The sequence below is a fragment of the Pseudomonas sp. 5.2 genome, assembly GCF_059025405.1.
The window spans coordinates 322143-345276 of sequence record NZ_JBYBHH010000002.1; the positions used below are offsets into that span (position 1 = coordinate 322143).

The window sequence follows — 23134 nt, forward strand, 5'->3', positions numbered from 1 at the left end:
TTGTTATTGGGTTACCACAGGGCCACGCTGTAGCTCACCAGCAGCCGCACTTCGTCGGCGTCGCGGGCAAAATTCGAGCGGAAGGTGGCGTTGCGCAAGCGCACGGCGACGTTTTTCAACGGGCCGCTTTGTACCACGTACTTGAACTCGGTGTTGCGTTCCCACTCCTTGCCCTCGCTGCCATCGGCGCGGCTGACGTTGTCGCCGCTGATGTAACGGGTCATGAAGGTCAGGCCGGGGATGCCCAGGGCCGCGAAGTTGTAGTCGTAGCGCATCTGCCAGGAGTGCTCGTCGGCACCGGCGAAGTCGTTGATCTGCACGAAGTTGACCAGGTACGGGTCGGCGCCATCGATGTAGGGGAAGGCGCTGTCGCCGGACAGGTGCTGGTAGGCGGCACTGACCTTGTGCCCGCCCAGGGCGTAGCTGAGCATGCCGTTGACGGTGGTGTTGTCGATGTTGCCGGCCTTGGCGGCGCCGGCATCGTCACTCACGGCCAGGCGCAGGTCAGCGCCCAAGGTGCCCGGCCCCCACGGCTGGGTGGCGACCATGCCGAGGAACTGCTGGCGGTAGATGTCGTCGAGTTGGGCGAAGTGGTAGCTGCCGGTGATGCGATCGGTGAACTGGTAGTCCAGGCCCGCGAGGTCGAGGTTGTCGGCGGTGAAGGTGCCACCGAAGCGGCCGTTCTTGTTGTTGAGGGCCAGGTCTTCCCAGTTGGTGTCGTTGCGGTCCTTGGCCTTTTCCAGACGCCCGCCGGTGAAGGTCAGGTGGCTGATTTCTTTCGAGGTGAGCAGGCCGCCTTCGAAGGTTTGCGGCAGGATGCGCCCGTCGTTGGGCTGCAGGGTCGGCAGCTCGGGGATCAGCGTGCCGATCTTCAATTCGGTCTTGGAGACTTTGACCTTGCCGGTCAGGCCGAGCTTGGAGTATTCGTCGGCGGCCTTGCCGTCGTCATGGGTCGGCAGCAGGCCGGTGTCGGTGCGGTCGGGGCTGGAGTCGAGCTTGATGCCGAGCATGCCCAGCGCATCCAGGCCAAAGCCCACGGTGCCGTCGGTGTAGCCAGACTCGAAGTTGAGCATGAAACCCTGGGCCCATTCGTCGCGCTTGGATTGCTGCGCGCTGGTGCCGTCGCGAAAGTCGCGGTTGAAGTACATGTTGCGGGTTTCGAAGGTCGCCGTGCTGTCTTCGAAGAAGGCGGCCTGGCTCATGGGCGCGACACCGGCGAGCGCAAGGGCGCTGGCGATGGCAGAAGGGCGTGCGGCAAAGGAACGGGTAGGCACGAATGCCTGCGGCTGCGATGACAGCATCGTCGATGACTCCGTTTATTGTTCTTATTCGTTGCACCTTGCTGGTGCTTTTTTCGGCGCGTGGGGCGACCGTGGTGCGATGCTAGGTAACGAACCTTTCGCTAACCTTTCAGCGTGAAAGGTTTGTCAGAAGGGGCTTCACAGGCCGGTCGACAGCGGTACACTCCGCGCCACCGCCCCACCCGAGCAGGGAGAATCCGATGCGTGTGCTGCTGGTCGAAGACCACCTGCAACTGGCCGAAAGCGTGGCCCAGGCCTTGAAAAGTCACGGCCTGACCGTGGATGTACTGCATGACGGCGTGGCTGCCGACCTGGCCCTGGCCAGTGAGGAATACGCTGTTGCCGTGCTCGATGTCGGCTTGCCGCGCATGGATGGCTTCGAAGTGCTGGCGCGTTTGCGTGGCCGCGGCAAAACCCTGCCGGTGCTGATGCTGACCGCGCGCAGTGACGTCAAGGACCGGGTCCACGGGCTGAACCTGGGGGCTGACGATTACCTGGCCAAGCCGTTCGAACTGACTGAGCTGGAAGCCCGGGTCAAGGCCTTGCTGCGCCGCAGCGTGCTAGGTGGCGAACGCCAGCAGCGTTGCGGGCCGTTGGTGTACGACCTGGATACCCGGCGCTTCAGCCTGGGCGAGGACAACCTGACCCTGACCTCGCGTGAACAGAGCGTGCTTGAAGCGCTGATCGCTCGCCCGGGCCGGGTGATGAGCAAGGAGCAACTGGCCGCCCAGGTGTTTGGCCTGGACGAAGAAGCCAGCCCCGACGCCATCGAAATCTACATCCACCGCCTGCGCAAGAAGCTCGACGGCCACCCGGTGGCGATTGTCACCTTCCGTGGCCTGGGGTATCTGCTCGAGCATCGCGATGCGTGACAACGGCAGCTTGCGCGGGCGGCTGCTGGGCAACCTGGCACTGTTGCTGGTGGTGTTGATGCTGGCCAGCGGCCTGAGCGCCTACTGGAACGGCCGTGAAGCCGCCGACACGGCCTACGACCGGACCTTGCTGGCCTCGGCACGGACCATCGCCGCGGGCTTGTCGCAACGCGACGGCTCGTTGAGCGCGGACGTGCCCTATGTGGCCCTGGATACCTTCGCCTACGACAGTGCCGGGCGTATCTACTACCAGGTGCTGGACATCAAGCAGCGCTTGATTTCGGGCTACGAGAACCTGCCAGCGCCGCCGCCTGGCACGCCGCGCACCGACGACTACCCGGCGCTGGCGCGGTTCTACAACGCGACGTACCTCGGCCAGGACGTGCGCGTGGTCAGCCTGCTCAAGCCGGTCAGCGAGCCGAACATGAACGGCATGGCGGAAATTCGCGTGGCCGAGACCGAAGAAGCGCGGGTGCGCATGGCGCGCGGGCTGATGGCCGATACCCTGCTGCGCCTTGGGATGCTGGCACTGGGCGCCTTGGTGATGGTGTGGTTTGCGGTCAGTGCCGCGCTACGCCCGCTGGAGCGCCTGCGCACCGCGGTGGAAGAGCGCCAACCCGATGACCTGCGGGCTTTGCCGGTGGTGCAGGTGCAGCGCGAACTGGACCCACTGGTGCGGGCCTTGAACCACTTTACCGAGCGCTTGCGCGGGCAGTTCGAGCGCCAAGCCCAGTTCATCGCCGACGCCGCCCACGAGTTGCGCACGCCCTTGGCGGCGCTCAAGGCGCGGGTCGAGTTGGGCTTGCGTTCATCCGAGCCGCAGGAGTGGCGGCAGACGTTGGAATCAGCCGCCCAAGGCACGGACCGCTTGACCCACCTGGCCAACCAGCTGTTGTCATTGGCACGGGTCGAGAATGGCGCCCGGGCAATCGCCGAAGGTGGCGCGCAGCGCTTGGACCTCAGCCAGTTGGCCCGCGAACTGGGCATGGCCATGGCGCCCTTGGCGCATAACCGTGGCGTGGCATTGGCCCTGGAGGCCGAGGCGCCCGTGTGGCTCAAGGGTGAGCCGACCTTGCTCAACGAACTGCTGAGCAACCTGGTGGATAACGCCTTGGCGCATACCCCGGCCGGTGGCAACGTGATCCTGCGGGTGCTGGCGCCGGCGGTGCTGGAGGTCGAGGATGACGGCCCGGGTATTCCCGAGGATGAGCGCGAACGGGTGTTCGAGCGCTTCTACCGCCGCAGTGCCCAAGGCAGTGGGCTGGGGTTGGCGATTGTCGGCGAGATCTGCCGCGCGCACCTGGCGCAGATCAGCCTGCACGATGGCGAGAAGGGCGGCTTGCGGGTGCGGGTGAGTTTTATCGCTGACTAGGGTTTCATTTCCATTGGCCCGTCGGCACTGTAGGAGCAGCCTTGTGCTGCGAAAGGGCCAGTGACTGCTGCGAAGATTTGCTGTGTTGTTAACGGCCTCTTCGCAGCACAAGGCTGCTCCTACCTGAATCGCGCAGGAGGGGAGGTGTAGCGGGCTTTCGGCGGCCTAGCGCAACAGGCTCCGCGCCTCGAGCAGCTCTTCGACTTCCAGTTCGGTGCCGAACGGCAGCCCCAGGTGTCGGTACGCCGGCAACGCGGCCAGTGGCCGGCTACGCCCACGTTGGCTGATGCAGCGGGCGATCTGCACGACGTCGATATAGTCGACCTTGTCAGTCTGCCGGTCGAGGTCCTGAACCTGGCTCGGCAAGTTGACCAATTGCTCGGGAAACTCCCACGCCTTGAGAATCTTGTCACCCAGCACGGGCTGGATCTGCTCGATCACGTAGTGCAGGCAGACCGGGTCGGACAGCAGCTCGTTATGTTCTTCGGCGTAAATCAGCACCGGCAGGGCACCGATCTGGTTGACCAGCCCACCGAGGGTCGCCTGGTCGGGTTTGAGGTGGGTGAAGCGGCGGCAGATTTCGTAGCTGATGCCTGCCACTTCCAGGCTGTTGACCCAGATATCGCGCAGCTTTTGCTCAACAGCCGGCGAGCGGGCATGAAAGATCTGTTCGATCACCAGGCCGATGGCCAGGTTGCAGCTGTAGTTGATGCCTAGGCGAGTGATTGCGGTATGCAGGTCGGTGACCTCGACCGCAGCGCGCAACAGTGGGCTGTTGACGACTTTGATCAGGCGCGCCGAGAGGGCCGCGTCGCGACCGATCACCTTGCTCAGGGCCGACACGCTGATCTCGCTATCCTCGGCGGCCTCGCGGATGCTCAAGGCAACCTCGGGCAGGGTCGGCAGGACCAGGTCATCCTTTTCGATGGCATCGAGCAACTGTGCTTGAACCATCTCGGCCAGCTTGTTCATGGACTTCTCTACCGCAGTGGTGGTGCGGCCCCGTCACGCGGACGGGGCAGGCTGGTCAGCGCTGGATTTCCCGGTCGCGGTCCAGTTCGTAGGGCAGGCTCAGCACGTGCAGGCGTGGCCCTTCCAGGCTGCCCAGGTGCAGGTTGTCGTCGGCCACCGCATCGGCGCTGAGCACCGCGAGCAACTCGCAACCGGTACCCGTATTGGCCGCTATCACCACTTCACCGACCGACGAGCCATGGGTGGGCGAGAAAATCTCGGCACCTGGCGCGGGGATGTCCTGTTGATCGAGCGCCAGGCGATACTGACGGCGCTTGAGCTTGCCCAGGTACTGCATGCGGGCAACGATTTCCTGGCCGGTGTAGCAGCCCTTCTTGAAGCTGACGCCATCCACGGCCTGCAGGTTGATCATCTGCGGGATGAACAGCTCGCGGGTAGGGCCCATGACCTGGCCAATACCTGCGCGGATCTGGCCCAACAGCCAGTCGTTGAGGCTGCCTTCAGGCAGGCTGGCGGCGAGTGCCGCGCCTACGTTGGCGGCCTGCTCGGCAGGTACCCACAGCTCGACACGGCCTGCGGACACGGCGATGGCGATCAGGCCCTCGTGGCGCACGGTGGCGCCCGCTTCGACCGGCGGCGTCAAGCCCAAGGCTTGCAGTGCCGCCTCGCCGCCCTGCAGGCCAAAGCGCGCCCAGGCGGCGCTCTCGTCGCTGAGGGTGGCCTTGGAGAACACGGCGTACTTCTTGAGGTCGGCCAATTGGGCATCGAGCAGCTCACTGGCCATGGCCAGCAGGTAGCCATTGCCTTCGGGCACGATACGGAAACTCGACTGCATGCGCCCTTTGACCATGCAGCGGGCACCGAGGCTGGCATGTTCCTGGCTGAGGTAGTTGATGTTGCAGGTCAGCTGGCCCTGCAGGAACTTGCCTGCGTCGGAGCCGCGGACGGCGAGGATGCCCTCGTGGGACAGGGGGCTGAAGAAAGCGGAATCGGCCATGGGTCATCGCGGTGGCTAAAGACTGGCGGCCATCATAGAACGCCAGTAACAAAATAGGTAGGTGACTAGACCAACGCCCTGTGCCGCTTCGCTCGCCTGGCTGTATACTGGCGGGCCATTCGAGGAGGGCCCCATGGTCGAACAAACTGAACTCAACCGGCTTTTCTGGCACAGCCGCCGCGGCATGCTGGAACTGGACGTACTGTTGGTGCCTTTTACCCAGGAAGTCTACGCCACCCTCAACGAAGCCGACCGCGAACTCTATGTACGCCTGTTGAGCTGCGAAGATCAGGACATGTTCGGCTGGTTCATGGAGCGCACCGAGTCTGAAGACCCGGAGCTGCAGCGCATGGTCCGCATCATCCTGGACCGTGTCCAGCCCAAGTGAGTTTTTCGAAAGCCGTTGGCAAGGCTCGCGCCTGCTGCTGACGGCCTATCTGAGTTGCCAGGTGCTGGCGCTGTTCACCGTATGGGTGAGCGCGTTGCCCTGGTGGCTGTCCCTGGCGGCCACTGCCGCGTCTGTCGCCCACGCCTGCTGGGCCATCCCCCGACGCATTTTGCTCACGCATCCGCATGCGGTTACCGGGCTGCGCCGAGACCTGCTTGGTTGGCGGGTATTCAGCCGCGCCCAGGGTTGGCAGCCGGTGCGTTTGTGCCGGGACAGCGTTGCGTTGCCGGGGATGGTGGTCGTGCGGTTTGTGCAGGAGGGGCGTTGGCTGGGGGAGGGGCAATGCGTTCCCAGGGATGCCCTCGGGGCTGATGAACATCGGCGGTTGCGGGTAAGGCTGAAGTTCAGCCGGCGGCGCTGGGCTGAGGTGGGAGCGATTCAGGGCTGATAGGTTTTCACCGTGGCAGGTTCAGTGCCTGTGAGATCGAGCGCCGCCCGCGCGGCGCTTCGCAGCACAAGGCTGCTCCCACATCTGTTTCGGGCCAATTATTCCTGAGGCATTGGCGCGCGGCCCCTTGGCGCCTGACACGATATCGAGTCGAACAAACAAGGCGGTCGCGCGCCTCTCTCACAGGCTTTACTGGCCCGAAACAGATGTGGGAGCAGCCTTGTGCTGCGAAGCGCCGCGCGGGCGGCGCTCGATCTCACAGGCGCTGCAGCTTTCAGACCAGACCGCTGCAGCTTTCAGACCGGGCTGAGGATGGTGTCTTTAGCCTCGTCCAGCATCCCCGGATAATCCAGCGTGTAATGCAACCCGCGGCTTTCCTTGCGCTGCATCGCCGAACGAATCATCAGTTCCGCCACCTGAGCGAGGTTGCGCAGCTCGATCAGGTCGCGGCTGACCTTGTAGTTGCTGTAGAACTCGTCGATTTCGTCGAGCAGCAGGCGGATGCGGTGTTCGGCGCGCTGTAGGCGCTTGCTGGTGCGCACGATGCCGACATAGTCCCACATGAAGCGCCGCAGCTCGTCCCAGTTGTGCGCGATGATCACATCCTCGTCCGAGTCCGTTACCTGGCTGGCATCCCAGCCGGGCAGGGCTTTGGGCATGTCGACCTGTTCCAGGTGCGCCTGGATGTCGGCGGCAGCGGCGCGGCCATAGACAAAGCATTCGAGCAGCGAGTTGCTGGCCATGCGGTTGGCGCCATGCAGGCCGGTAAAGCTGGTCTCACCGATGGCATACAGCCCAGGCACGTCGGTATGCCCGCGGTCGTCCACCACTACACCGCCGCAGGTGTAGTGGGCTGCAGGGACTACCGGGATCGGCTGGCGGGTGATGTCGATGCCGAAGGCCAGGCAGCGTTCGTAAACGGTGGGGAAGTGGCCTTTGATGAAATCGGCCGGCTTGTGGGTGATGTCCAGGTACACGCAGTCCACACCCAGGCGCTTCATCTCGTGGTCGATGGCGCGGGCCACGATGTCGCGCGGGGCCAGTTCTTCGCGGGGGTCGAAGCGCGGCATGAAGCGCTCGCCGTTGGGCAGGCGCAACAGGGCGCCTTCACCGCGCAGGGCCTCGGTGATCAGGAAGCTCTTGGCTTGGGGGTGGTACAGGCAGGTTGGGTGGAACTGGTTGAACTCAAGGTTGGCCACCCGGCAGCCCGCGCGCCAGGCCATGGCGATACCGTCGCCGCAGGCACCGTCCGGGTTACTGGTATACAGGTAGACCTTGGCCGCGCCACCGGTGGCGAGCACGGTGAAGCGCGCCCCGTAGGTGTCCACTTCGCCGCTATTGCGGTTTAGCACGTAGGCACCCAGGCAGCGCTCGCCGGGCAGGCCCAGGCGGCGCTCGGTGATCAGGTCGACCGCCACGCGCTGCTCCAGCAGCTGGATGTTTGGGCGTAGGCGGGCCTGGGCCAGCAAGGTGGTGAAGATCGCGGCGCCTGTGGCATCGGCGGCGTGGATGATGCGCCGGTGGCTGTGGCCACCTTCGCGGGTCAGGTGGAACTCGAAGCCCCCATCGTCGACCCCGTGCTGTTCATCCCGGGTAAAGGGCACGCCTTGCTCGATCAACCACTGGATGGCTTCGCGGCTGTGCTCGACGGTGAAGCGCACGGCATCTTCATGGCACAGGCCGCCGCCGGCATTGAGGGTGTCCTCGACATGCGACTGTACGGTGTCGGTGTCGTCCAGCACGGCGGCAACACCGCCCTGGGCCCAATAGGTCGAGCCATTGGCCAGGTCGCCTTTGCTGAGCACGGCGATACGCAGGTGGCTGGGGAGGTTCAGTGCCAGGCTGAGACCGGCGGCGCCGCTGCCGATCACCAGGACATCATGTTGGAATTGTTGGCTCATGTCGGGACACTAGTAATCTACGGAAGGGGCACGGCACAATAGTCACGCGCCGATGGCATTGTGAAACTATCGTTAAACCAGGCCGGGTTGCCTTTATAGCAGCCCCGGGTGGCCAATTTCCATGCCACTTGCCAGGAAGCAGCGACCTTGTGGGAACTTTCCGACAGCTACGGAAATCCTATGAAGGCTGCCCGCACGCCACAAATGTCGCGGCGACGCACGGCGGCAGCTCTATTCGGGCTGACACCTGCGTATTCGAAACCTGATTATTGACGTTGCCGGCCGTGACCGCGCCGCGTCTTCCGTGCGAGCCGACCAAGGGCTGCAGGAAACTTGCTTGGAGGGGAGAACTTTTGCGCAAAGCCCGAGTCTATGTTTGCAAGCCTGAACGATGGCTGTTGCAACGCTCCTTCGAGTCTACCGAGGAGTGTTCATGCTAACCCAGGAAGAGGATCAGCAGCTTGTCGAGCGCGTGCAGCGCGGTGACAGGCGAGCTTTCGATCTGTTGGTGCTGAAATATCAGCACAAGATTCTCGGGTTGATCGTGCGGTTCGTTCACGACACCCACGAGGCCCAGGATGTAGCACAGGAAGCCTTTATCAAGGCCTACCGTGCGCTTGGCAATTTTCGCGGAGACAGTGCGTTTTATACCTGGCTGTACCGCATCGCCATCAACACGGCGAAGAACTACCTGGTGTCCCGTGGAAGACGGCCACCAGACAGTGATGTGAGCTCCGAGGATGCGGAGTTTTACGACGGCGATCATGGTCTCAAGGATCTCGAGTCCCCAGAGCGCTCGTTGTTGCGGGATGAAATCGAAGGCACGGTCCATCGCACCATCCAGCAACTGCCCGAAGACCTGCGCACGGCATTGACCCTGCGCGAGTTCGACGGATTGAGTTATGAAGACATTGCCAGTGTTATGCAATGTCCGGTGGGTACCGTGCGCTCTCGAATCTTCCGCGCTCGGGAGGCCATAGATAAAGCCCTGCAGCCGTTGTTGCAGGAAACCTGAGACAGCGGCTACAGCCAAGAGAGGAACCGCCATGAGTCGTGAAGCGTTGCAGGAATCGCTGTCCGCGGTAATGGATAACGAAGCGGACGAACTGGAATTACGTCGGGTACTGAGTGCCGTCGACGATTCCGAAACCCGTGCCACCTGGTCGCGTTACCAGGTCGCTCGCGCAGCGATGCACAAGGAACTGCTGCTGCCCAACCTCGATATCGCCTCGGCGGTGTCGGCAGCGTTGGCTGACGAAGCGGTACCGGCCAAGGTCAATAAAGGCCCATGGCGCAGCGTCGCTCGCCTGGCAGTCGCTGCCTCGGTGACGGTTGCCGTGCTGGCGGGTGTGCGCATGTACAACCAGGACGAAATCACCGGTGCAGAGCTTGCCTCCCAGCAACCTGCGCAGCAGGGGCTGAGCGTGCCACAAACTCAAGGCCCGGCGGTATTGGCAGGCTATAGTGAAAGCAGTGAGCAACCGACCGGGCCGATGGCCAACGGTGTGCTGCAGAACCAGGCCGGCTGGGATCAGCGTCTGCCAGGCTACCTGCGCCAGCACGCCCAGGAATCTGCGCTCAAGGGCAGCGAAACCGCGTTGCCGTATGCCCGCGCCGCCAGCCTGGATAACCCCGCTAAGTAAGGAGGATCATGCGCGCGCTACCTCTCCTGTCGCTGCTGATAGGCAGCTGCATGACGGTGCCAGCGTTGGCGGCCAACTCTTCGCCCGAGGCGAATGAGTGGCTGAACAAGCTGGCACAGGCCGAGCAAAAGCAAAGCTACCAAGGCTCTTTCGTCTACGAGCGTAACGGCAGCTTTTCTTCCCACGATATCTGGCACAGGGTTGAGGACGGCAAGGTCAGCGAGCGGCTGCTGCAGCTCGATGGCACTGCCCAGGAAATCGTGCGCGTGGATGGCAAGGTTGCGTGCGTCAGTGGTGCCTTGGTTAACGGCGTTACGACGCCGCCCGATGCGGCGCCGCGTGCGCTGGACCCCCTCAAGTTGATGGGCTGGTACGATCTGGCTGTGGCGGGCAAGTCACGTGTCGCCGGGCGCGATGCGGTGATCGTCACCCTCACACCGCGCGACCAGCACCGTTATGCGTTCGAGTTGCACCTTGACCGCAGCACCGGCTTGCCGCTGCGCTCGTTGATGCTCAACGACAAGGGGCAATTGCTCGAGCGCTTCCAGATGACCCGCCTCGATACCGATGACCTGCCTACCGCGGATGACTTGCGCCCCAGTGCCGCTTGCAAACCGGTGGAGCGGGGCACCAGTACCGGCCAGGAAACCGTCGCCGGCTGGCGCTCGGACTGGCTGCCGCCGGGTTTTGAGCTGGTCAACAGCTCGGTGCGCCGCGACCCGTCCCGCAACAGCACGGTCAGCAGCCTGATGTATGACGATGGCCTGGCGCGCGTTTCGGTATTCCTCGAGCCAGTCAACGACAACTCAGGCACCGACACACGCGTGCAACTCGGCCCAACCGTGGCGGTATCGCGCCGTCTGAACACGCCGAAGGGCAAGGTCCTGGTTACTGTGGTAGGTGAAATACCCCTGGGTACTGCAGAGCGCATTGCGCTGTCGATGCGGCCTCAGGATGCCCAGGCGCGGCAATGATGGCGTGCGCTTTTCAGGTGGTTTCCGGCGTGAGAGACATGCTCCTGAAATGAAATTAAAGCATTGTCATTTGCAATCTTTCCGTAAATTTTCTATAGGTCAGGCTTCTTGGAGCCTGGCCTTTCCTGCTTGTGCAGGGGCCTTACGCTAACCACGCTCGTTGTGACGGGAGCCGTATGTCTATACCACGCTTGAAATCCTACCTATCGATGTTCGCCGCCGTGCTCATGCTCGGCCAGGTGCTCACCGCCCAGGCCGAGGAAGCCCTGCCAGACTTCACCACGTTGGTCGAGCAAGCCTCGCCGGCCGTGGTCAACATCAGTACCAAGCAGAAGCTGCCGGACCGCCGCATCGCCGCAGGGCAGATGCCGGACCTCGAAGGCCTGCCGCCGATGTTCCGCGAATTCTTCGAGCGCAACATGCCGCAACAGCCCCGCTCACCGCGCGGCGATCGTCAGCGTGAAGCCCAGTCGCTGGGTTCGGGTTTCATCATTTCCAGCGATGGCTACGTACTGACCAACAATCATGTGGTGGCCGACGCCGACGAGATTATCGTCCGCCTGTCGGACCGCAGCGAGCTGCAAGCCAAGCTGGTCGGCACCGACCCACGCACCGACGTCGCGCTGCTCAAGGTCGAAGGCAAGAACCTGCCGACCGTCAAGCTGGGCGACTCCGAGAAGCTCAAAGTGGGTGAGTGGGTGCTGGCCATCGGTTCGCCGTTCGGCTTCGACCATTCGGTGACCAAAGGTATCGTCAGTGCCAAGGGCCGTACCCTGCCTAACGACACCTACGTGCCGTTCATCCAGACTGACGTTGCCATCAACCCGGGTAACTCCGGCGGCCCGCTGTTCAACATGCAGGGCGAGGTCGTGGGTATCAACTCGCAGATCTTCACCCGCTCGGGCGGCTTCATGGGCCTGTCGTTCGCCATCCCGATCGATGTGGCGATCGACGTATCCAACCAGCTGAAAAAAGACGGCAAGGTCAGCCGTGGCTGGCTGGGCGTGGTGATTCAGGAGGTCAACAAGGACCTGGCTGAGTCCTTTGGCCTGGACAAACCGGCCGGTGCCCTGGTGGCCCAAGTGCTGGAAGATGGCCCAGCCGCCAAAGGTGGCCTGCAGGTGGGTGACGTGATCCTGAGCATGAACGGCCAGCCGATCGTCATGTCGGCCGACTTGCCGCACCTGGTCGGCAGCCTCAAGGACGGCGACAAGGCCAAGCTCGAGATCATCCGCAACGGCAAGCGCCAGAACCTGGACGTCAGCGTCGGTGCGCTGCCGGACGATGACGCTGACATCGGTACGGGTACCGGTGCAGATGGCAGTGCCGAGCGCAGCAGCAACCGTCTGGGTGTTTCGGTAGCTGATCTCAGCGCCGAGCAGAAGAAAGCCCTCGAACTCAAGGGTGGCGTGGTCATCAAAGAAGTTCAGGATGGCCCGGCCGCATTGATCGGCCTGCGTCCAGGTGACGTCATCAGCCACCTGAACAACCAGGCCATTGGCTCGGCGAAGGAATTCACCGAGATCGCCAAGGGCCTGCCGAAGAATCGCTCGGTCTCCATGCGTGTGCTGCGCCAGGGGCGTGCGAGCTTTATCACCTTCAAGCTGGCTGAATAAGCGGGTTTGTCGGTAGGAAAAAGGCAGCTTCGGCTGCCTTTTTCATGAGTGTCACGCATAAATCCCTGTTGCTTTACTGCGCATTGTCTTGCCGTGATCACAGATCGCGACAACGGCGCAGCCCCTGTGGGAGCGGGCTTGCCCGCGAAGCTGGCAGCGCGCTGTATGGCACCGGCTTGGCCGGTGTTCGCGGGCAAGCCCGCTCCCACAGGTCACCTATTGAGCAGGATGGTCAGGAGGGCGTTATGTACACCCCGATAGAGGAATCTCCCATATCCCTGCTGCTTGAGGTACAATTCCCGGCTATTTTTCGGCGGGCGTCCCGGCTCGCAGCCTTTTCGAGTGTTGACCCGTGAGTGATTTGAGTCATATCCGCAATTTCTCCATCATCGCCCACATCGACCATGGCAAGTCGACGCTGGCCGACCGTTTCATCCAGATGTGCGGTGGCCTGTCTGCGCGCGAAATGGAAGCCCAGGTCCTCGACTCCATGGACCTGGAGCGCGAACGCGGGATCACCATCAAGGCCCACAGCGTCACGCTTCATTACAAGGCGCAAGACGGCAAGACCTACCAGCTGAACTTCATCGACACCCCCGGCCACGTCGACTTCACCTATGAAGTCTCGCGCTCGCTGGCCGCCTGTGAAGGCGCACTGTTGGTGGTGGACGCCGGTCAAGGCGTCGAAGCCCAGTCCGTGGCCAACTGCTACACCGCCATCGAGCAAGGCCTCGAGGTCATGCCGGTGTTGAACAAGATGGACCTGCCCCAGGCTGACCCGGACCGCGTCAAGGACGAGATCGAGAAGATCATCGGCATCGACGCTACCGACGCCGTGGCGTGCAGTGCCAAGAGCGGCATGGGCGTCGACGAGGTGCTCGAGCGCCTGGTGCACACCATCCCCGCGCCGGTAGGCGAAATCGACGCGCCGCTGCAGGCGCTGATCATCGACTCCTGGTTCGACAACTACCTGGGCGTTGTCTCGCTGGTGCGCGTGCGCCAGGGCCGCGTCAAGAAAGGCGACAAGATCCTGGTCAAGTCCACCGGCAAGGTGCACCTGGTCGACAGCGTCGGTGTCTTCACCCCGAAACACACCCAGACCGCCGACCTCAAGGCCGGTGAAGTGGGCTTCATCATCGCCAGCATCAAAGACATTCACGGTGCACCGGTTGGTGACACCCTGACCCTGTCCTCGACCCCGGAAGTCGAAGTGCTGGCGGGCTTCAAGAAGATCCAGCCACAGGTCTACGCCGGCCTGTTCCCGGTCAGCTCGGACGATTTCGAGGACTTCCGCGACGCGCTGCAGAAGCTGACCCTCAACGACTCCTCGCTCCAGTACATGCCGGAAAGCTCCGACGCCCTGGGCTTCGGTTTCCGCTGCGGCTTCCTGGGCATGCTGCACATGGAGATCATCCAGGAGCGCCTGGAGCGTGAGTACGACCTGGACCTGATCACCACTGCGCCTAGCGTGATCTACGAGCTCGAACTGAAAACCGGCGAAACCATCATCGTCGACAACCCGTCGAAGCTACCGGATGTTTCGGCCGTCACCGACTTCCGCGAGCCGATCGTCACCGCGACCATCCTGGTGCCGCAGGAGCACCTGGGTAACGTCATCACCCTGTGCATCGAGAAACGTGGCGTTCAGCGCGACATGCAGTTCCTCGGCAGCCAGGTTCAGGTGCGTTACGACATGCCGATGAACGAGGTGGTACTGGACTTCTTCGACCGCCTCAAGTCGACCAGTCGCGGTTACGCTTCGCTGGACTATCATTTCGATCGCTACCAGTCGGCCAACCTGGTCAAACTGGATGTACTGATCAACGGCGACAAGGTCGATGCCCTGGCGTTGATCGTGCACCGCGACAACGCGGCCTACAAAGGCCGTGCGTTGACCGAGAAGATGAAGGAACTGATCCCTCGGCAGATGTTCGATGTGGCGATCCAGGCAGCCATCGGCGGCCAGATCATCGCGCGGACAACCGTCAAGGCGCTCAGAAAGAACGTACTGGCCAAGTGCTACGGTGGTGACGTCAGCCGTAAGAAGAAACTGCTGGAGAAGCAGAAGGCCGGTAAGAAACGCATGAAGCAAGTGGGCAACGTGGAGATTCCACAAGAGGCCTTCCTTGCTGTGCTCAGGTTGGATAGCTAGGTCCTATGTCGCTAAATTTCCCGCTGTTGCTAGTCATCGCCGTAGCTGTCTGCGGCCTGTTGGGCTTGATCGACCTGCTGTTCCTGGCCCCGCGCCGGCGAGCGGCAATCGCCAACTATCAGGGGCGCGTCAATCCGCCCGAGATGGCGGTGGTCGAGCGCCTGAACAAGGAGCCGCTGCTGGTCGAATACGGCAAGTCGTTCTTCCCGGTGCTGTTCATCGTGCTGGTACTGCGCTCGTTTTTGGTCGAGCCGTTCCAGATCCCTTCGGGGTCGATGAAACCGACCCTGGAAGTGGGCGACTTCATCCTGGTGAACAAGTTCTCCTATGGCATTCGCCTGCCGGTGATCGACAAGAAGGTCATCGAGGTGGGTGACCCGCAACGCGGCGATGTGATGGTGTTCCGCTATCCCAGCGACCCGAACGTCAACTACATCAAGCGTGTCGTTGGCCTGCCGGGCGACCAGATCCGCTACACCAACGACAAGCGGCTGTACGTCAATGGCCAACCCATTGCCGAACAACTGGTGGGCACCGAACCGGGCACCTTGGGCAGCGCCGAGCTGTACAAAGAGAAGCTGGGCGAGGCCGAACACCTGATCCGCAAGGAGATGAGCCGTTACCGCATGCCGCCGGACCAGCAATGGACCGTACCGGCTGGCCATTACTTCATGATGGGCGACAACCGCGACAACTCCAACGATAGCCGTTACTGGGATGACCCGAACATTCCCAAGGAACTGCACGGCATGGTTCCGGACCGGAACATTGTCGGCAAGGCCTTCGCGGTCTGGATGAGCTGGCCAGAGCCCAAGCTCAGCCATATGCCCAACCTGTCGCGGGTCGGCCTGATCCATTGATACCCTTCGGCGCTGTCCAGCAGACAGCGCCGAATGCATTTCTGACATAGGCTGTGTTCTCAGGGATCGAGAGTTTCGCCGCGTACAGCGGCGGACCACAGCCAAACAGTCTTTCAGGATGTTGATTTGAACAACGCGTTGAACAACGAACGGGTGGCCGCATGAGTGCTTCCCTCGCCGCACTGGAGCGAAAGCTCGGTTACACCTTCAAGAACCAGGACCAGATGCTTCTGGCCCTGACCCATCGCAGCTACGCCGGGCGCAATAATGAACGCCTGGAGTTTCTGGGCGACGCCATTCTCAACTTCGTGGCCGGTGAGGCGCTGTTCGAGCGCTTCCCGCAGGCCCGTGAAGGCCAGTTGTCGCGCTTGCGTGCGCGTCTGGTCAAGGGTGAGACCCTGGCCCGCCTGGCGCGAGGCTTTGATCTGGGCGAATACCTGCGCCTGGGTTCGGGTGAGCTGAAAAGCGGCGGTTTCCGCCGCGAATCGATTTTGGCCGATGCCCTGGAGGCGCTGATTGGCGCCATCTACCTGGACGCGGACATGCAGACCGCCCGGGAGCGTATCCTGGCCTGGCTGGCCGATGAATTCGAAAGCCTGACCCTGGTCGACACCAACAAGGACCCCAAGACCCGCCTGCAAGAGTTCTTGCAGTCGCGCAGCTGTGAGCTGCCGCGCTACGAGGTGGTGGATATCCAGGGCGAACCGCACTGCCGTACCTTCTTCGTCGAATGCGAAGTGGTGCTGCTGAACAACAAGAGCCGTGGTCAGGGTGTGAGCCGGCGTATCGCTGAGCAAGTCGCCGCTGCGGCTGCATTGATCGCCCTGGGCGTGGAGAATGGCAATGACTGATAACAACCCGACTCGCTGCGGCTACGTGGCCATTGTCGGCCGCCCCAACGTGGGCAAGTCGACCTTGCTCAACCACATCCTCGGGCAGAAGCTGGCGATCACCTCGCGCAAGCCGCAGACCACCCGCCACAACATGCTCGGCATCAAGACCGAGGGTGATGTGCAGGCGATCTACGTCGACACGCCGGGTATGCACAAGGCCAACGACAAGGCCCTGAACCGTTACATGAACCGTAACGCTTCGGCAGCCCTGAAAGACGTCGACGTGGTGATCTTCGTGGTTGACCGTACCCGCTGGACCGACGAGGACCAGTTGGTGCTCGAGCGCGTCCAGTACGTCAGCGGCCCGGTCATCCTGGCGGTCAACAAGACCGACCGCCTGGAAGAAAAAGCCGACCTGATTCCGCACCTGCAATGGCTGCAGGAGCAACTGCCGAACGCGGAAGTGGTACCGATCTCCGCGCAACAGGGGCATAACCTCGAAGCGCTGGAAGGCCTGATCGCCAAGCACCTGCCGGAGAACGAGCACTTCTTCCCGGAAGACCAGATCACCGACCGCAGCAGCCGTTTCCTGGCCGCTGAACTGGTGCGCGAGAAGATCATGCGCCAGTTGGGTGCGGAGCTGCCGTACCAGATCACCGTAGAGATCGAAGAGTTCAAGCAGCAAGGGCACGTGTTGCACATCCATGCGCTGATCCTGGTCGAACGCGATGGCCAGAAGAAGATCATCATCGGTGACAAGGGCGAGCGTATCAAACGCATTGGCTCCGACGCGCGCAAGGACATGGAAGTGCTGTTCGACGCCAAGGTCATGCTCAACCTCTGGGTCAAGGTCAAAGGCGGTTGGTCCGACGATGAGCGCGCCCTGCGCTCGCTGGGCTACGGCGACCTGTAACCCCTGCTGTATGGGCTTGGGGCTGCCTTGCAGCCCATCGCCGGCAAGCCGGCTCCCACACAACCGCAGCGCTACCGAGCCCTGTAGGAGCCGGCTTGCCGGCGATGGGCCGCATAGCGGCCCGATTGGCCTTGGGACAAGTGATTGCCATGGAACAACCTGTCGGCCAGCCGGCCTATGTGCTGCACAGTCGTGCCTACAAGGAAACCAGCGCACTGGTGGACTTCCTCACGCCGCAAGGCCGTGTGCGGGCCGTGTTGCGCCGTGCGCGGGGCAAAGGTGGAAGCCTGGTGCGGCCGTTCGTGCCGCTGGAAGTGGAGCTGCGCGGGCGCGGCGAGCTGAAGAATGTCGGCCGTCTGGAGACACTTGGTATCGCCGCCTGGTTGCACGGCGATGCGCTGTTCAGCGGGTTGTACCTCAACGAGCTGCTCATGCGTTTGCTGCCCGCCGAAGCCGCTCACCCTGCACTGTTCGAGCACTACACCCTGACATTGCAGGCGCTGGCCGCCGGGCGCCCTCTGGAGCCGTTGTTGCGTTCTTTCGAATGGCGCCTGCTGGACGAGCTCGGTTATGCGTTTTCGTTGCAGCATGACGTGAACGACTTGCCGATCGCCGCCGATGGCCGCTACCGCTTGCGCGTGGATGCCGGGCTTGAGCGGGTCGAGTTGCTGCAGCCCGGGTTGTTCCTGGGGGGCGAGCTGTTGGCCCTGGCGCAAGCCGACTGGGAAGCCCCGGGGGCGCTGCTCGCAGCCAAGCGGTTGATGCGTCAGGCACTGGCCGTTCATCTGGGTGCCAAACCCCTGGTCAGCCGGGAACTGTTTCGCAAGCGTTGATCACGTCGTATGCTGTGGGGCTCAATCTTCAGGAGAGCCTTTCGTGACTCACAGCAACCGCATGCTTCTCGGCGTAAATATCGACCACGTGGCGACGCTGCGCCAGGCCCGGGGCACGCGTTACCCTGATCCGGTCAAGGCTGCCCTGGACGCCGAAGAAGCGGGTGCCGACGGCATCACCGTGCACCTGCGCGAAGACCGCCGGCACATTCAGGAGCGCGATGTGGTGGTGCTCAAGGATGTGCTGCAGACCCGCATGAACTTCGAAATGGGCGTCACCGAAGAGATGATGGCCTTCGCTGAGAAGATCCGCCCGGCGCACATCTGCCTGGTACCCGAGACCCGTCAGGAACTGACCACCGAAGGCGGCCTGGACGTGGCGGGGCAAGAGGCACGGATCAAGGCAGCAGTCGAGCGCCTGGCCCGCACCGGTGCCGAAGTGTCGCTGTTCATTGACGCCGACGAGCGGCAGATCGAAGCGTCGCATCGCGTAGGCGCGCCGGCCATCGAGCTGCACACCGGCCGTTACGCCGATGCACAGACGCCGACTGAAGTCGCTGAAGAGCTCAAGCGCATCGCGGACGGTGTTGCGTTCGGGGTGGGCCAAGGGCTGATCGTCAATGCCGGCCATGGCCTGCATTACCACAACGTCGAGGCAGTCGCGGCGATCAAGGGCATCAATGAGCTGAACATCGGCCACGCGTTGGTGGCCCATGCGCTGTTCGTCGGCTTCAAGGCTGCGGTGGCGGAGATGAAGGCGTTGATCGTGGCGGCTTCGCGCTGATCGCAGGTTGACGGAACTGGCCTCATCGCCGGCAAGCCGGCTCCCACTGGTACAGCGCTAGCCTTGAAGCTTACGCAGTTGATGTGGGAGCAACTGTCTTGTGGTGCTTGTGCCGGCCTCATCGCTAGCAAGCCAGCTCCCACAGGTGCGGCGCTAGTTTTTGAGGCTACGCAGTTCATGTGGGAGCCGGCTTGCCGGCGATAAGGCCGTTACCAGCAGCCGGTCACTCGGCTCTGAACACCAGGGTAAACCGGGTCGGCCCTGCCGGGCTGCTCATCACCTCGACCCGGCCACCATGCAACTGCATGATCGACTTCACGATCGCCAGCCCCAGCCCGGTGCCCCCCTCAAGCCGTGAGCGCCCAGCGCCCACGCGATAGAAACGCTCGAACAACTGCGGCTGATGCTCTGCGGCAATCCCTACGCCCTCATTTTCCACCCAGACCCTGACATCGCTTGCGTGGCGCTCGATACCGAGGTCTATGCGCTTGCCTGCCGGCGCATGCCGAATGGCATTGCTCAACAGGTTCGACAACGCACGCTGGAACATCAGCCGATCACCCAAGGCCGTGCCCCAGCCCTGAAGGTGAAGCTCGATGTCCTTGAGCTCCGCGCTGATGGCAAACAGCTCCACCACCTGTGCAGCCTCATCGGCCAGCGCCAGGGGCTTGAGCGCCACCTGCGCCTGAGGCTGGCTAACCTGGGCGAGAAACAGCATGTCGTTAATGATGCGGTTGAGCCGGGTGAGCTCTTCGATGCTGTCCTCCAGCACTTCCCGGTAGTTGGCGTTGTCGCGCTCGCGGCTGAGGGTGACCTGGGCCTTGCCCATCAGGTTGCTTAGCGGCGTGCGTAACTCATGGGCAAGGTCGTCGGAAAACTGCGACAACTGTTGCACGCCTTGGTCGAGCCGGTCGAGCATCACGTTGATGGCCCTGGCCAGCTCGCCCAGCTCTTGTGGCAGGCCAGTGTCGGGCAGGCGGTGGCTGAGGTCCTGGGCCGAAACCTGGCCGGCCACCCGGCGAAAATGGCGCAAGGGTTTCAGGCTGCGTTGCACCAGCTTCCAGGCGCCGATGCCGATCAGTATCAACAGCAAGGGCAGGGCGATCAGGGTCGAGTGCAGGTAGGCCTGGAGCAGGGCGTTGTCGTCGGCGCGGTCGAGCGTCATCATCACCCGTACTGGTGTCTCGTCGCGCAAGCGCATCTGGCGTGTCGCAGTCAGCATTTGGTTACCGCGGCTGTCGCGCCATTCGTGAAACGTCAGCCGGGCGCCGGTCGCCAGCGCGCCCACGCTCGACTCCAGGGCTGGGCCCAGGCTGAGCAGGTGCGGGTGGCGGCCCTCGAGCGCGAGCACGCTGAGGCTGAGGTTGTCGTGCCCCATGACCAGGTCGAGCAGGGGGTGGGCGCGGCTGCCCAGGTCCTCGCTGCGCAGGTCGACACGCAGATTATGTTCCACCTGCAACATCTTGCGCGCGAGGTCCTTGCGCGCGCGGCTGTCGAGCTCGTGGTCGAGCGCCAACACCGCCAGGCAGGCCAGCAGTAGCACCAGCAGGGCGCCCATCAGGGTCACGCTCAGGCCTAGGCGCAACGACAGGCTGGCAGTCTTCAATGGCGCGCCTCGAGCACATAGCCGACGCCGCGCAGGGTATGGATCAGCTTGTCTTCGAAGGGGTCGTCGATCTTCGCCCGCAGGCGCCGGATGGAAACCTCGACCACATTGGTGTCACAGTCGAAATTCATGTCCCAGACCAGCGAGATGATTTGCGTGCGCGACAGCACTTCACCGCTCTGGCGCATCAGCAGGTGCAGCAGGGAAAACTCCTTGGCGGTCAGGTCGATGCGCTTGGCGCCGCGCCAGGCCCGATGCCGGCCTGGGTCGAGTTCGAGGTCGGCGACGCGCAGGGTGGTGGGTTGCAGCGGCTGCTCATTGCGCCGCAGCAGGCTGCGGATGCGCGCCAGCAGCTCGGGGAATTCGAACGGCTTGAGCAGGTAGTCATCGGCGCCCAAGTCGAGGCCCTTGACCCGGTCTGCCAGGCGACCGTGGGCGGTGAGCATCATGATCCGCGTGGCGGATTCGGCGCGCAGCCGCTGGAGCACGCTCCAGCCGTCCAGCTCGGGCAAATTGACGTCGAGGATCACCAGGTCGTAGGCCTGTTGACGGGCCAGGTGCAGGCCGTCGATGCCGGTGTGGGCGCAGTCGACCACGTAGCCGTTCTCACGCAGCCCCTGCTGCAGGTAATCGGCGGTGCGCAGTTCGTCCTCGATGATCAGTAGACGCATGGTAGGGCTCGGTTGAATGAAAGACGGCGATTCTCGGCCCTGTAGTGGGAACAGGGTCAAGCGCCGGAATGTTACGCCATGCGGGCCCCGGACATCGCTGGATAACAGATTTGTAATCATGTCGCCATGTGCCGGACAGCTGCCGCCCAGCTTGCAGGACTGTAATGTCCGCCTCACCTTGGTGTTAGCTGGCGTGCCCCAGGATGGCCTCATCTGAACCACTCGATGAGGTAACCCTGATGAACCTGACTCGGTATGTGTTGTGGGTGCTACTGGCGCTGGGCAGCACCAGCGCGCTGGCGGAGGGCGGCGCAGAACGCTCGCGGCAGTTCTGGGAGGCGTTCCGCGAAGACCAGCAACGCCTGCATGGCCAGCCGGACCAGGCGCTGGCGGAACGCCAGCGCAAAACCCAGCAAGCCACCGAAAAACTGGTCAAAGACTAATACCAGTCAGTTAAGCGTCATCGGCTGTAATTGGGGCTGCTGTGCAGCCCATCGCAGGCAAGCCAGCTCCTACAGGTGAGCGAGATTCACAATAAATACGCTATTCCTGTAGGAGCTGGCTTGCCTGCGATGGACCGCGCAGCGGTCCCCTAAGCCCTAACTGACTGGCATTAGGCCAGGGACTGACTTCGACCTCCGCCTTTGCGTGCTCCCGCAACGACGGTTCGTTTGGCGCCCCAGGTGGGCGCCTGTTTTGCGTGTGCCAGGCGCAACGCCCGGTGCACCGCTGCAAATGGCGGAAAAACTGCCCGCTGCTGTGCCTCCTGTCGCTGCCTTAGCGTGGTCGGACCAAGCCTTCCCAGGGCTTGACTCGAGGAGACACGACCATGAGTACACAAACGGCTGAGTACGATCAGCTACAGGCGGAGGCGGCAAAGACACCGGCCAAGCTGATCCAGGCCATGGCCGAGCGCGATGGTGAGGATGAAGGCGGGCTGACCCTCAGCCGCGAGCACATCATCACCCTCAATCGGTATGTCAATTTTGTCTTCGGCCTGCCGTCGACACCCGACAACCTGCAGCGCTGGCTGGGCTACACGCAGATCGACGAACCCGAACTGGCCCCCGCCGGCATGACCACGCTGTTCGATGCGTTGCGTGGCCATGCGCGCAGTTGGGGCCCGCTTTCCGACAGCAACAAGAAGCTCGCCAGCGAACTGGCCTCCACGGCCGCGTCGATCAACGCTGCCGGGGAAACCATCGTCGATGAGTGCCGGCAGATTCGCGCATTGGGCTCCGACATCAAGGCGTGGGACAAGGTCGTGCTGGGTACCCCGGTGAAACTGGACCGTGCCGACCAGCGAGCGGTCTCGTCGCTGGTCGATTACCTGCAGATTCTTCAGGAGGATGTGCAGCGCTACGCGGTGCGGGTCGCCACCGTGCGCGGCGAAACCGAGACGTTCCGCGATGCCGCGCGCTTCAAGCTGATCCCGGCGGTGAAACAGAAGGGGCAAGCGGTCGAGCGCACCAAGGGTGATGGTGTGGTGGAGCGCCTGCGCGGGAAGCTCAAGGAGCTGGACGACGAGATCGGTGCCTTGAGCAAAGAGTATGACCAGTACGTCAAGCAGGCGCTCAGCGGCCTGGCCGCAGGGCCGATCGGCGCGGTGATCACCGGCGGCATCTACGGGAGCAAGGCCGAGAAGGTTCGCAAGGAGCGCAAGCGTCGCCAGGCAGAGCGGCGTGCTACCAGCGAGCAACTGCGCGTACGGGTGAATCTGGAAGGCCGCATGGAAGAGATGGCGACCTTCGTCGACGAGCTCGATACCCGCTTGCAGGACGTAGTGACTGCGGCGTCCCACCTGCAGACCGCCTGGGAAATCGTCGGTGCGTACATCGACGCGTCGATCGGCAAGCTCGAACAGATCTCCGACAACCGCGCCTTGGCCAGGTTTGTCATTTATTTCCGGCAGTTCCTGGCGCAGTGGATCCAGATCGAAAAGACCTCCCTGCAACTGACCCGCATTTTCGACGACGCCGCTTCGGCCCACTAACAGGT

22 protein-coding genes are annotated in these 23134 nt (G+C 63.0%); 16 read left to right on the forward strand and 6 right to left on the reverse strand.

Going from position 1 to position 23134, the window contains the following annotated elements; genetic code table 11:
* Positions 1-11: 11 nt before the first annotated feature.
* The gene (locus tag AC5PZ0_RS05165; RefSeq protein ID WP_493854480.1) at positions 12-1301 is read right to left on the reverse strand and encodes an OprD family porin; all 1290 of its coding nucleotides are present in this window, start codon (positions 1299-1301) and stop codon (positions 12-14) included.
* Between the two features lie 200 nt (positions 1302-1501).
* Here AC5PZ0_RS05165 and AC5PZ0_RS05170 point away from each other — a divergent pair, with 200 nt between their 5' ends.
* Positions 1502-2173 carry a response regulator gene (locus AC5PZ0_RS05170; RefSeq protein WP_027594137.1) on the forward strand — a complete coding sequence of 224 codons (672 nt, stop codon included), beginning with the start codon at positions 1502-1504 and terminating at the stop codon, positions 2171-2173.
* Complete coding sequence (locus AC5PZ0_RS05175) at positions 2166-3545, forward strand: sensor histidine kinase (RefSeq protein ID WP_493854481.1); 1380 nt, start codon at positions 2166-2168, stop codon at positions 3543-3545. The genes AC5PZ0_RS05170 and AC5PZ0_RS05175 overlap by 8 nt, the downstream gene beginning before the upstream one ends.
* Before the next feature lie 165 nt (positions 3546-3710).
* Here AC5PZ0_RS05175 and AC5PZ0_RS05180 read toward each other — a convergent pair whose 3' ends face one another.
* Positions 3711-4517, reverse strand: a complete 807-nt coding sequence (locus AC5PZ0_RS05180; RefSeq protein WP_027594139.1) for an HDOD domain-containing protein — start codon at positions 4515-4517, stop codon at positions 3711-3713.
* 55 nt (positions 4518-4572) lie between these two features.
* The gene (gene ygfZ / locus AC5PZ0_RS05185; protein WP_099430297.1) at positions 4573-5514 is read right to left on the reverse strand and encodes a CAF17-like 4Fe-4S cluster assembly/insertion protein YgfZ; all 942 of its coding nucleotides are present in this window, start codon (positions 5512-5514) and stop codon (positions 4573-4575) included.
* Between the two features lie 133 nt (positions 5515-5647).
* Here ygfZ and AC5PZ0_RS05190 point away from each other — a divergent pair, with 133 nt between their 5' ends.
* Entirely contained in the window at positions 5648-5902 is a 255-nt protein-coding gene (locus AC5PZ0_RS05190) for an FAD assembly factor SdhE (RefSeq protein ID WP_027594141.1), read from the forward strand.
* Positions 5886-6350 carry a protein YgfX gene (locus AC5PZ0_RS05195; protein WP_493854482.1) on the forward strand — a complete coding sequence of 155 codons (465 nt, stop codon included), beginning with the start codon at positions 5886-5888 and terminating at the stop codon, positions 6348-6350. Before AC5PZ0_RS05190 ends, AC5PZ0_RS05195 begins: the two co-directional genes overlap by 17 nt.
* Positions 6351-6646: 296 nt before the next feature.
* Here the strand turns inward: AC5PZ0_RS05195 and nadB are convergent, their stop codons facing one another.
* Positions 6647-8251, reverse strand: a complete 1605-nt coding sequence (gene nadB, locus AC5PZ0_RS05200) for an L-aspartate oxidase (protein ID WP_265968398.1) — start codon at positions 8249-8251, stop codon at positions 6647-6649.
* 433 nt (positions 8252-8684) lie between these two features.
* Between nadB and rpoE the strand changes: the two genes are divergently transcribed.
* The 10 genes from rpoE to pdxJ all read left to right on the forward strand — a co-directional run bounded on the left by rpoE (position 8685) and on the right by pdxJ (position 18859).
* Complete coding sequence (rpoE, locus tag AC5PZ0_RS05205) at positions 8685-9266, forward strand: RNA polymerase sigma factor RpoE/AlgU (RefSeq protein WP_003252049.1); 582 nt, start codon at positions 8685-8687, stop codon at positions 9264-9266.
* Positions 9267-9297: 31 nt separating this feature from the next.
* Positions 9298-9894, forward strand: a complete 597-nt coding sequence (locus AC5PZ0_RS05210) for a sigma-E factor negative regulatory protein (protein ID WP_493854483.1) — start codon at positions 9298-9300, stop codon at positions 9892-9894.
* An 8-nt stretch (positions 9895-9902) separates the two neighbouring features.
* Entirely contained in the window at positions 9903-10868 is a 966-nt protein-coding gene (locus tag AC5PZ0_RS05215; protein WP_265968397.1) for a MucB/RseB C-terminal domain-containing protein, read from the forward strand.
* Positions 10869-11077: 209 nt separating this feature from the next.
* Positions 11078-12484, forward strand: coding sequence for a DegQ family serine endoprotease (locus AC5PZ0_RS05220; RefSeq protein WP_408981382.1), 1407 nt, complete (start codon positions 11078-11080; stop codon positions 12482-12484).
* A gap of 352 nt (positions 12485-12836) precedes the next feature.
* Positions 12837-14636, forward strand: coding sequence for a translation elongation factor 4 (gene lepA, locus AC5PZ0_RS05225; protein WP_016498174.1), 1800 nt, complete (start codon positions 12837-12839; stop codon positions 14634-14636).
* A gap of 5 nt (positions 14637-14641) precedes the next feature.
* Complete coding sequence (gene lepB / locus AC5PZ0_RS05230) at positions 14642-15496, forward strand: signal peptidase I (RefSeq protein WP_027594147.1); 855 nt, start codon at positions 14642-14644, stop codon at positions 15494-15496.
* Positions 15497-15657: 161 nt separating this feature from the next.
* The gene (gene rnc / locus AC5PZ0_RS05235) at positions 15658-16347 is read left to right on the forward strand and encodes a ribonuclease III (protein ID WP_027594148.1); all 690 of its coding nucleotides are present in this window, start codon (positions 15658-15660) and stop codon (positions 16345-16347) included.
* Complete coding sequence (era, locus tag AC5PZ0_RS05240; protein WP_027594149.1) at positions 16340-17242, forward strand: GTPase Era; 903 nt, start codon at positions 16340-16342, stop codon at positions 17240-17242. Before rnc ends, era begins: the two co-directional genes overlap by 8 nt.
* A 149-nt stretch (positions 17243-17391) precedes the next feature.
* On the forward strand, positions 17392-18075 hold the full coding sequence (recO, locus tag AC5PZ0_RS05245; protein WP_493854484.1) for a DNA repair protein RecO: 684 nt from the start codon (positions 17392-17394) through the stop codon (positions 18073-18075).
* A gap of 61 nt (positions 18076-18136) precedes the next feature.
* On the forward strand, positions 18137-18859 hold the full coding sequence (gene pdxJ, locus AC5PZ0_RS05250; protein ID WP_446731379.1) for a pyridoxine 5'-phosphate synthase: 723 nt from the start codon (positions 18137-18139) through the stop codon (positions 18857-18859).
* Between the two features lie 223 nt (positions 18860-19082).
* Here the strand turns inward: pdxJ and AC5PZ0_RS05255 are convergent, their stop codons facing one another.
* Together AC5PZ0_RS05255 and AC5PZ0_RS05260 are read right to left on the reverse strand one after the other, a co-directional pair.
* Positions 19083-20465, reverse strand: coding sequence for a heavy metal sensor histidine kinase (locus AC5PZ0_RS05255; protein WP_493854485.1), 1383 nt, complete (start codon positions 20463-20465; stop codon positions 19083-19085).
* Complete coding sequence (locus tag AC5PZ0_RS05260; RefSeq protein WP_027594153.1) at positions 20462-21136, reverse strand: heavy metal response regulator transcription factor; 675 nt, start codon at positions 21134-21136, stop codon at positions 20462-20464. The genes AC5PZ0_RS05255 and AC5PZ0_RS05260 overlap by 4 nt, the downstream gene beginning before the upstream one ends.
* Positions 21137-21375: 239 nt before the next feature.
* Here AC5PZ0_RS05260 and AC5PZ0_RS05265 point away from each other — a divergent pair, with 239 nt between their 5' ends.
* Together AC5PZ0_RS05265 and AC5PZ0_RS05270 are read left to right on the forward strand one after the other, a co-directional pair.
* Complete coding sequence (locus tag AC5PZ0_RS05265; protein WP_027594154.1) at positions 21376-21579, forward strand: hypothetical protein; 204 nt, start codon at positions 21376-21378, stop codon at positions 21577-21579.
* 386 nt (positions 21580-21965) lie between these two features.
* Positions 21966-23129, forward strand: a complete 1164-nt coding sequence (locus AC5PZ0_RS05270; RefSeq protein WP_493854486.1) for an alpha-xenorhabdolysin family binary toxin subunit A — start codon at positions 21966-21968, stop codon at positions 23127-23129.
* Positions 23130-23134: the final 5 nt, after the last annotated feature.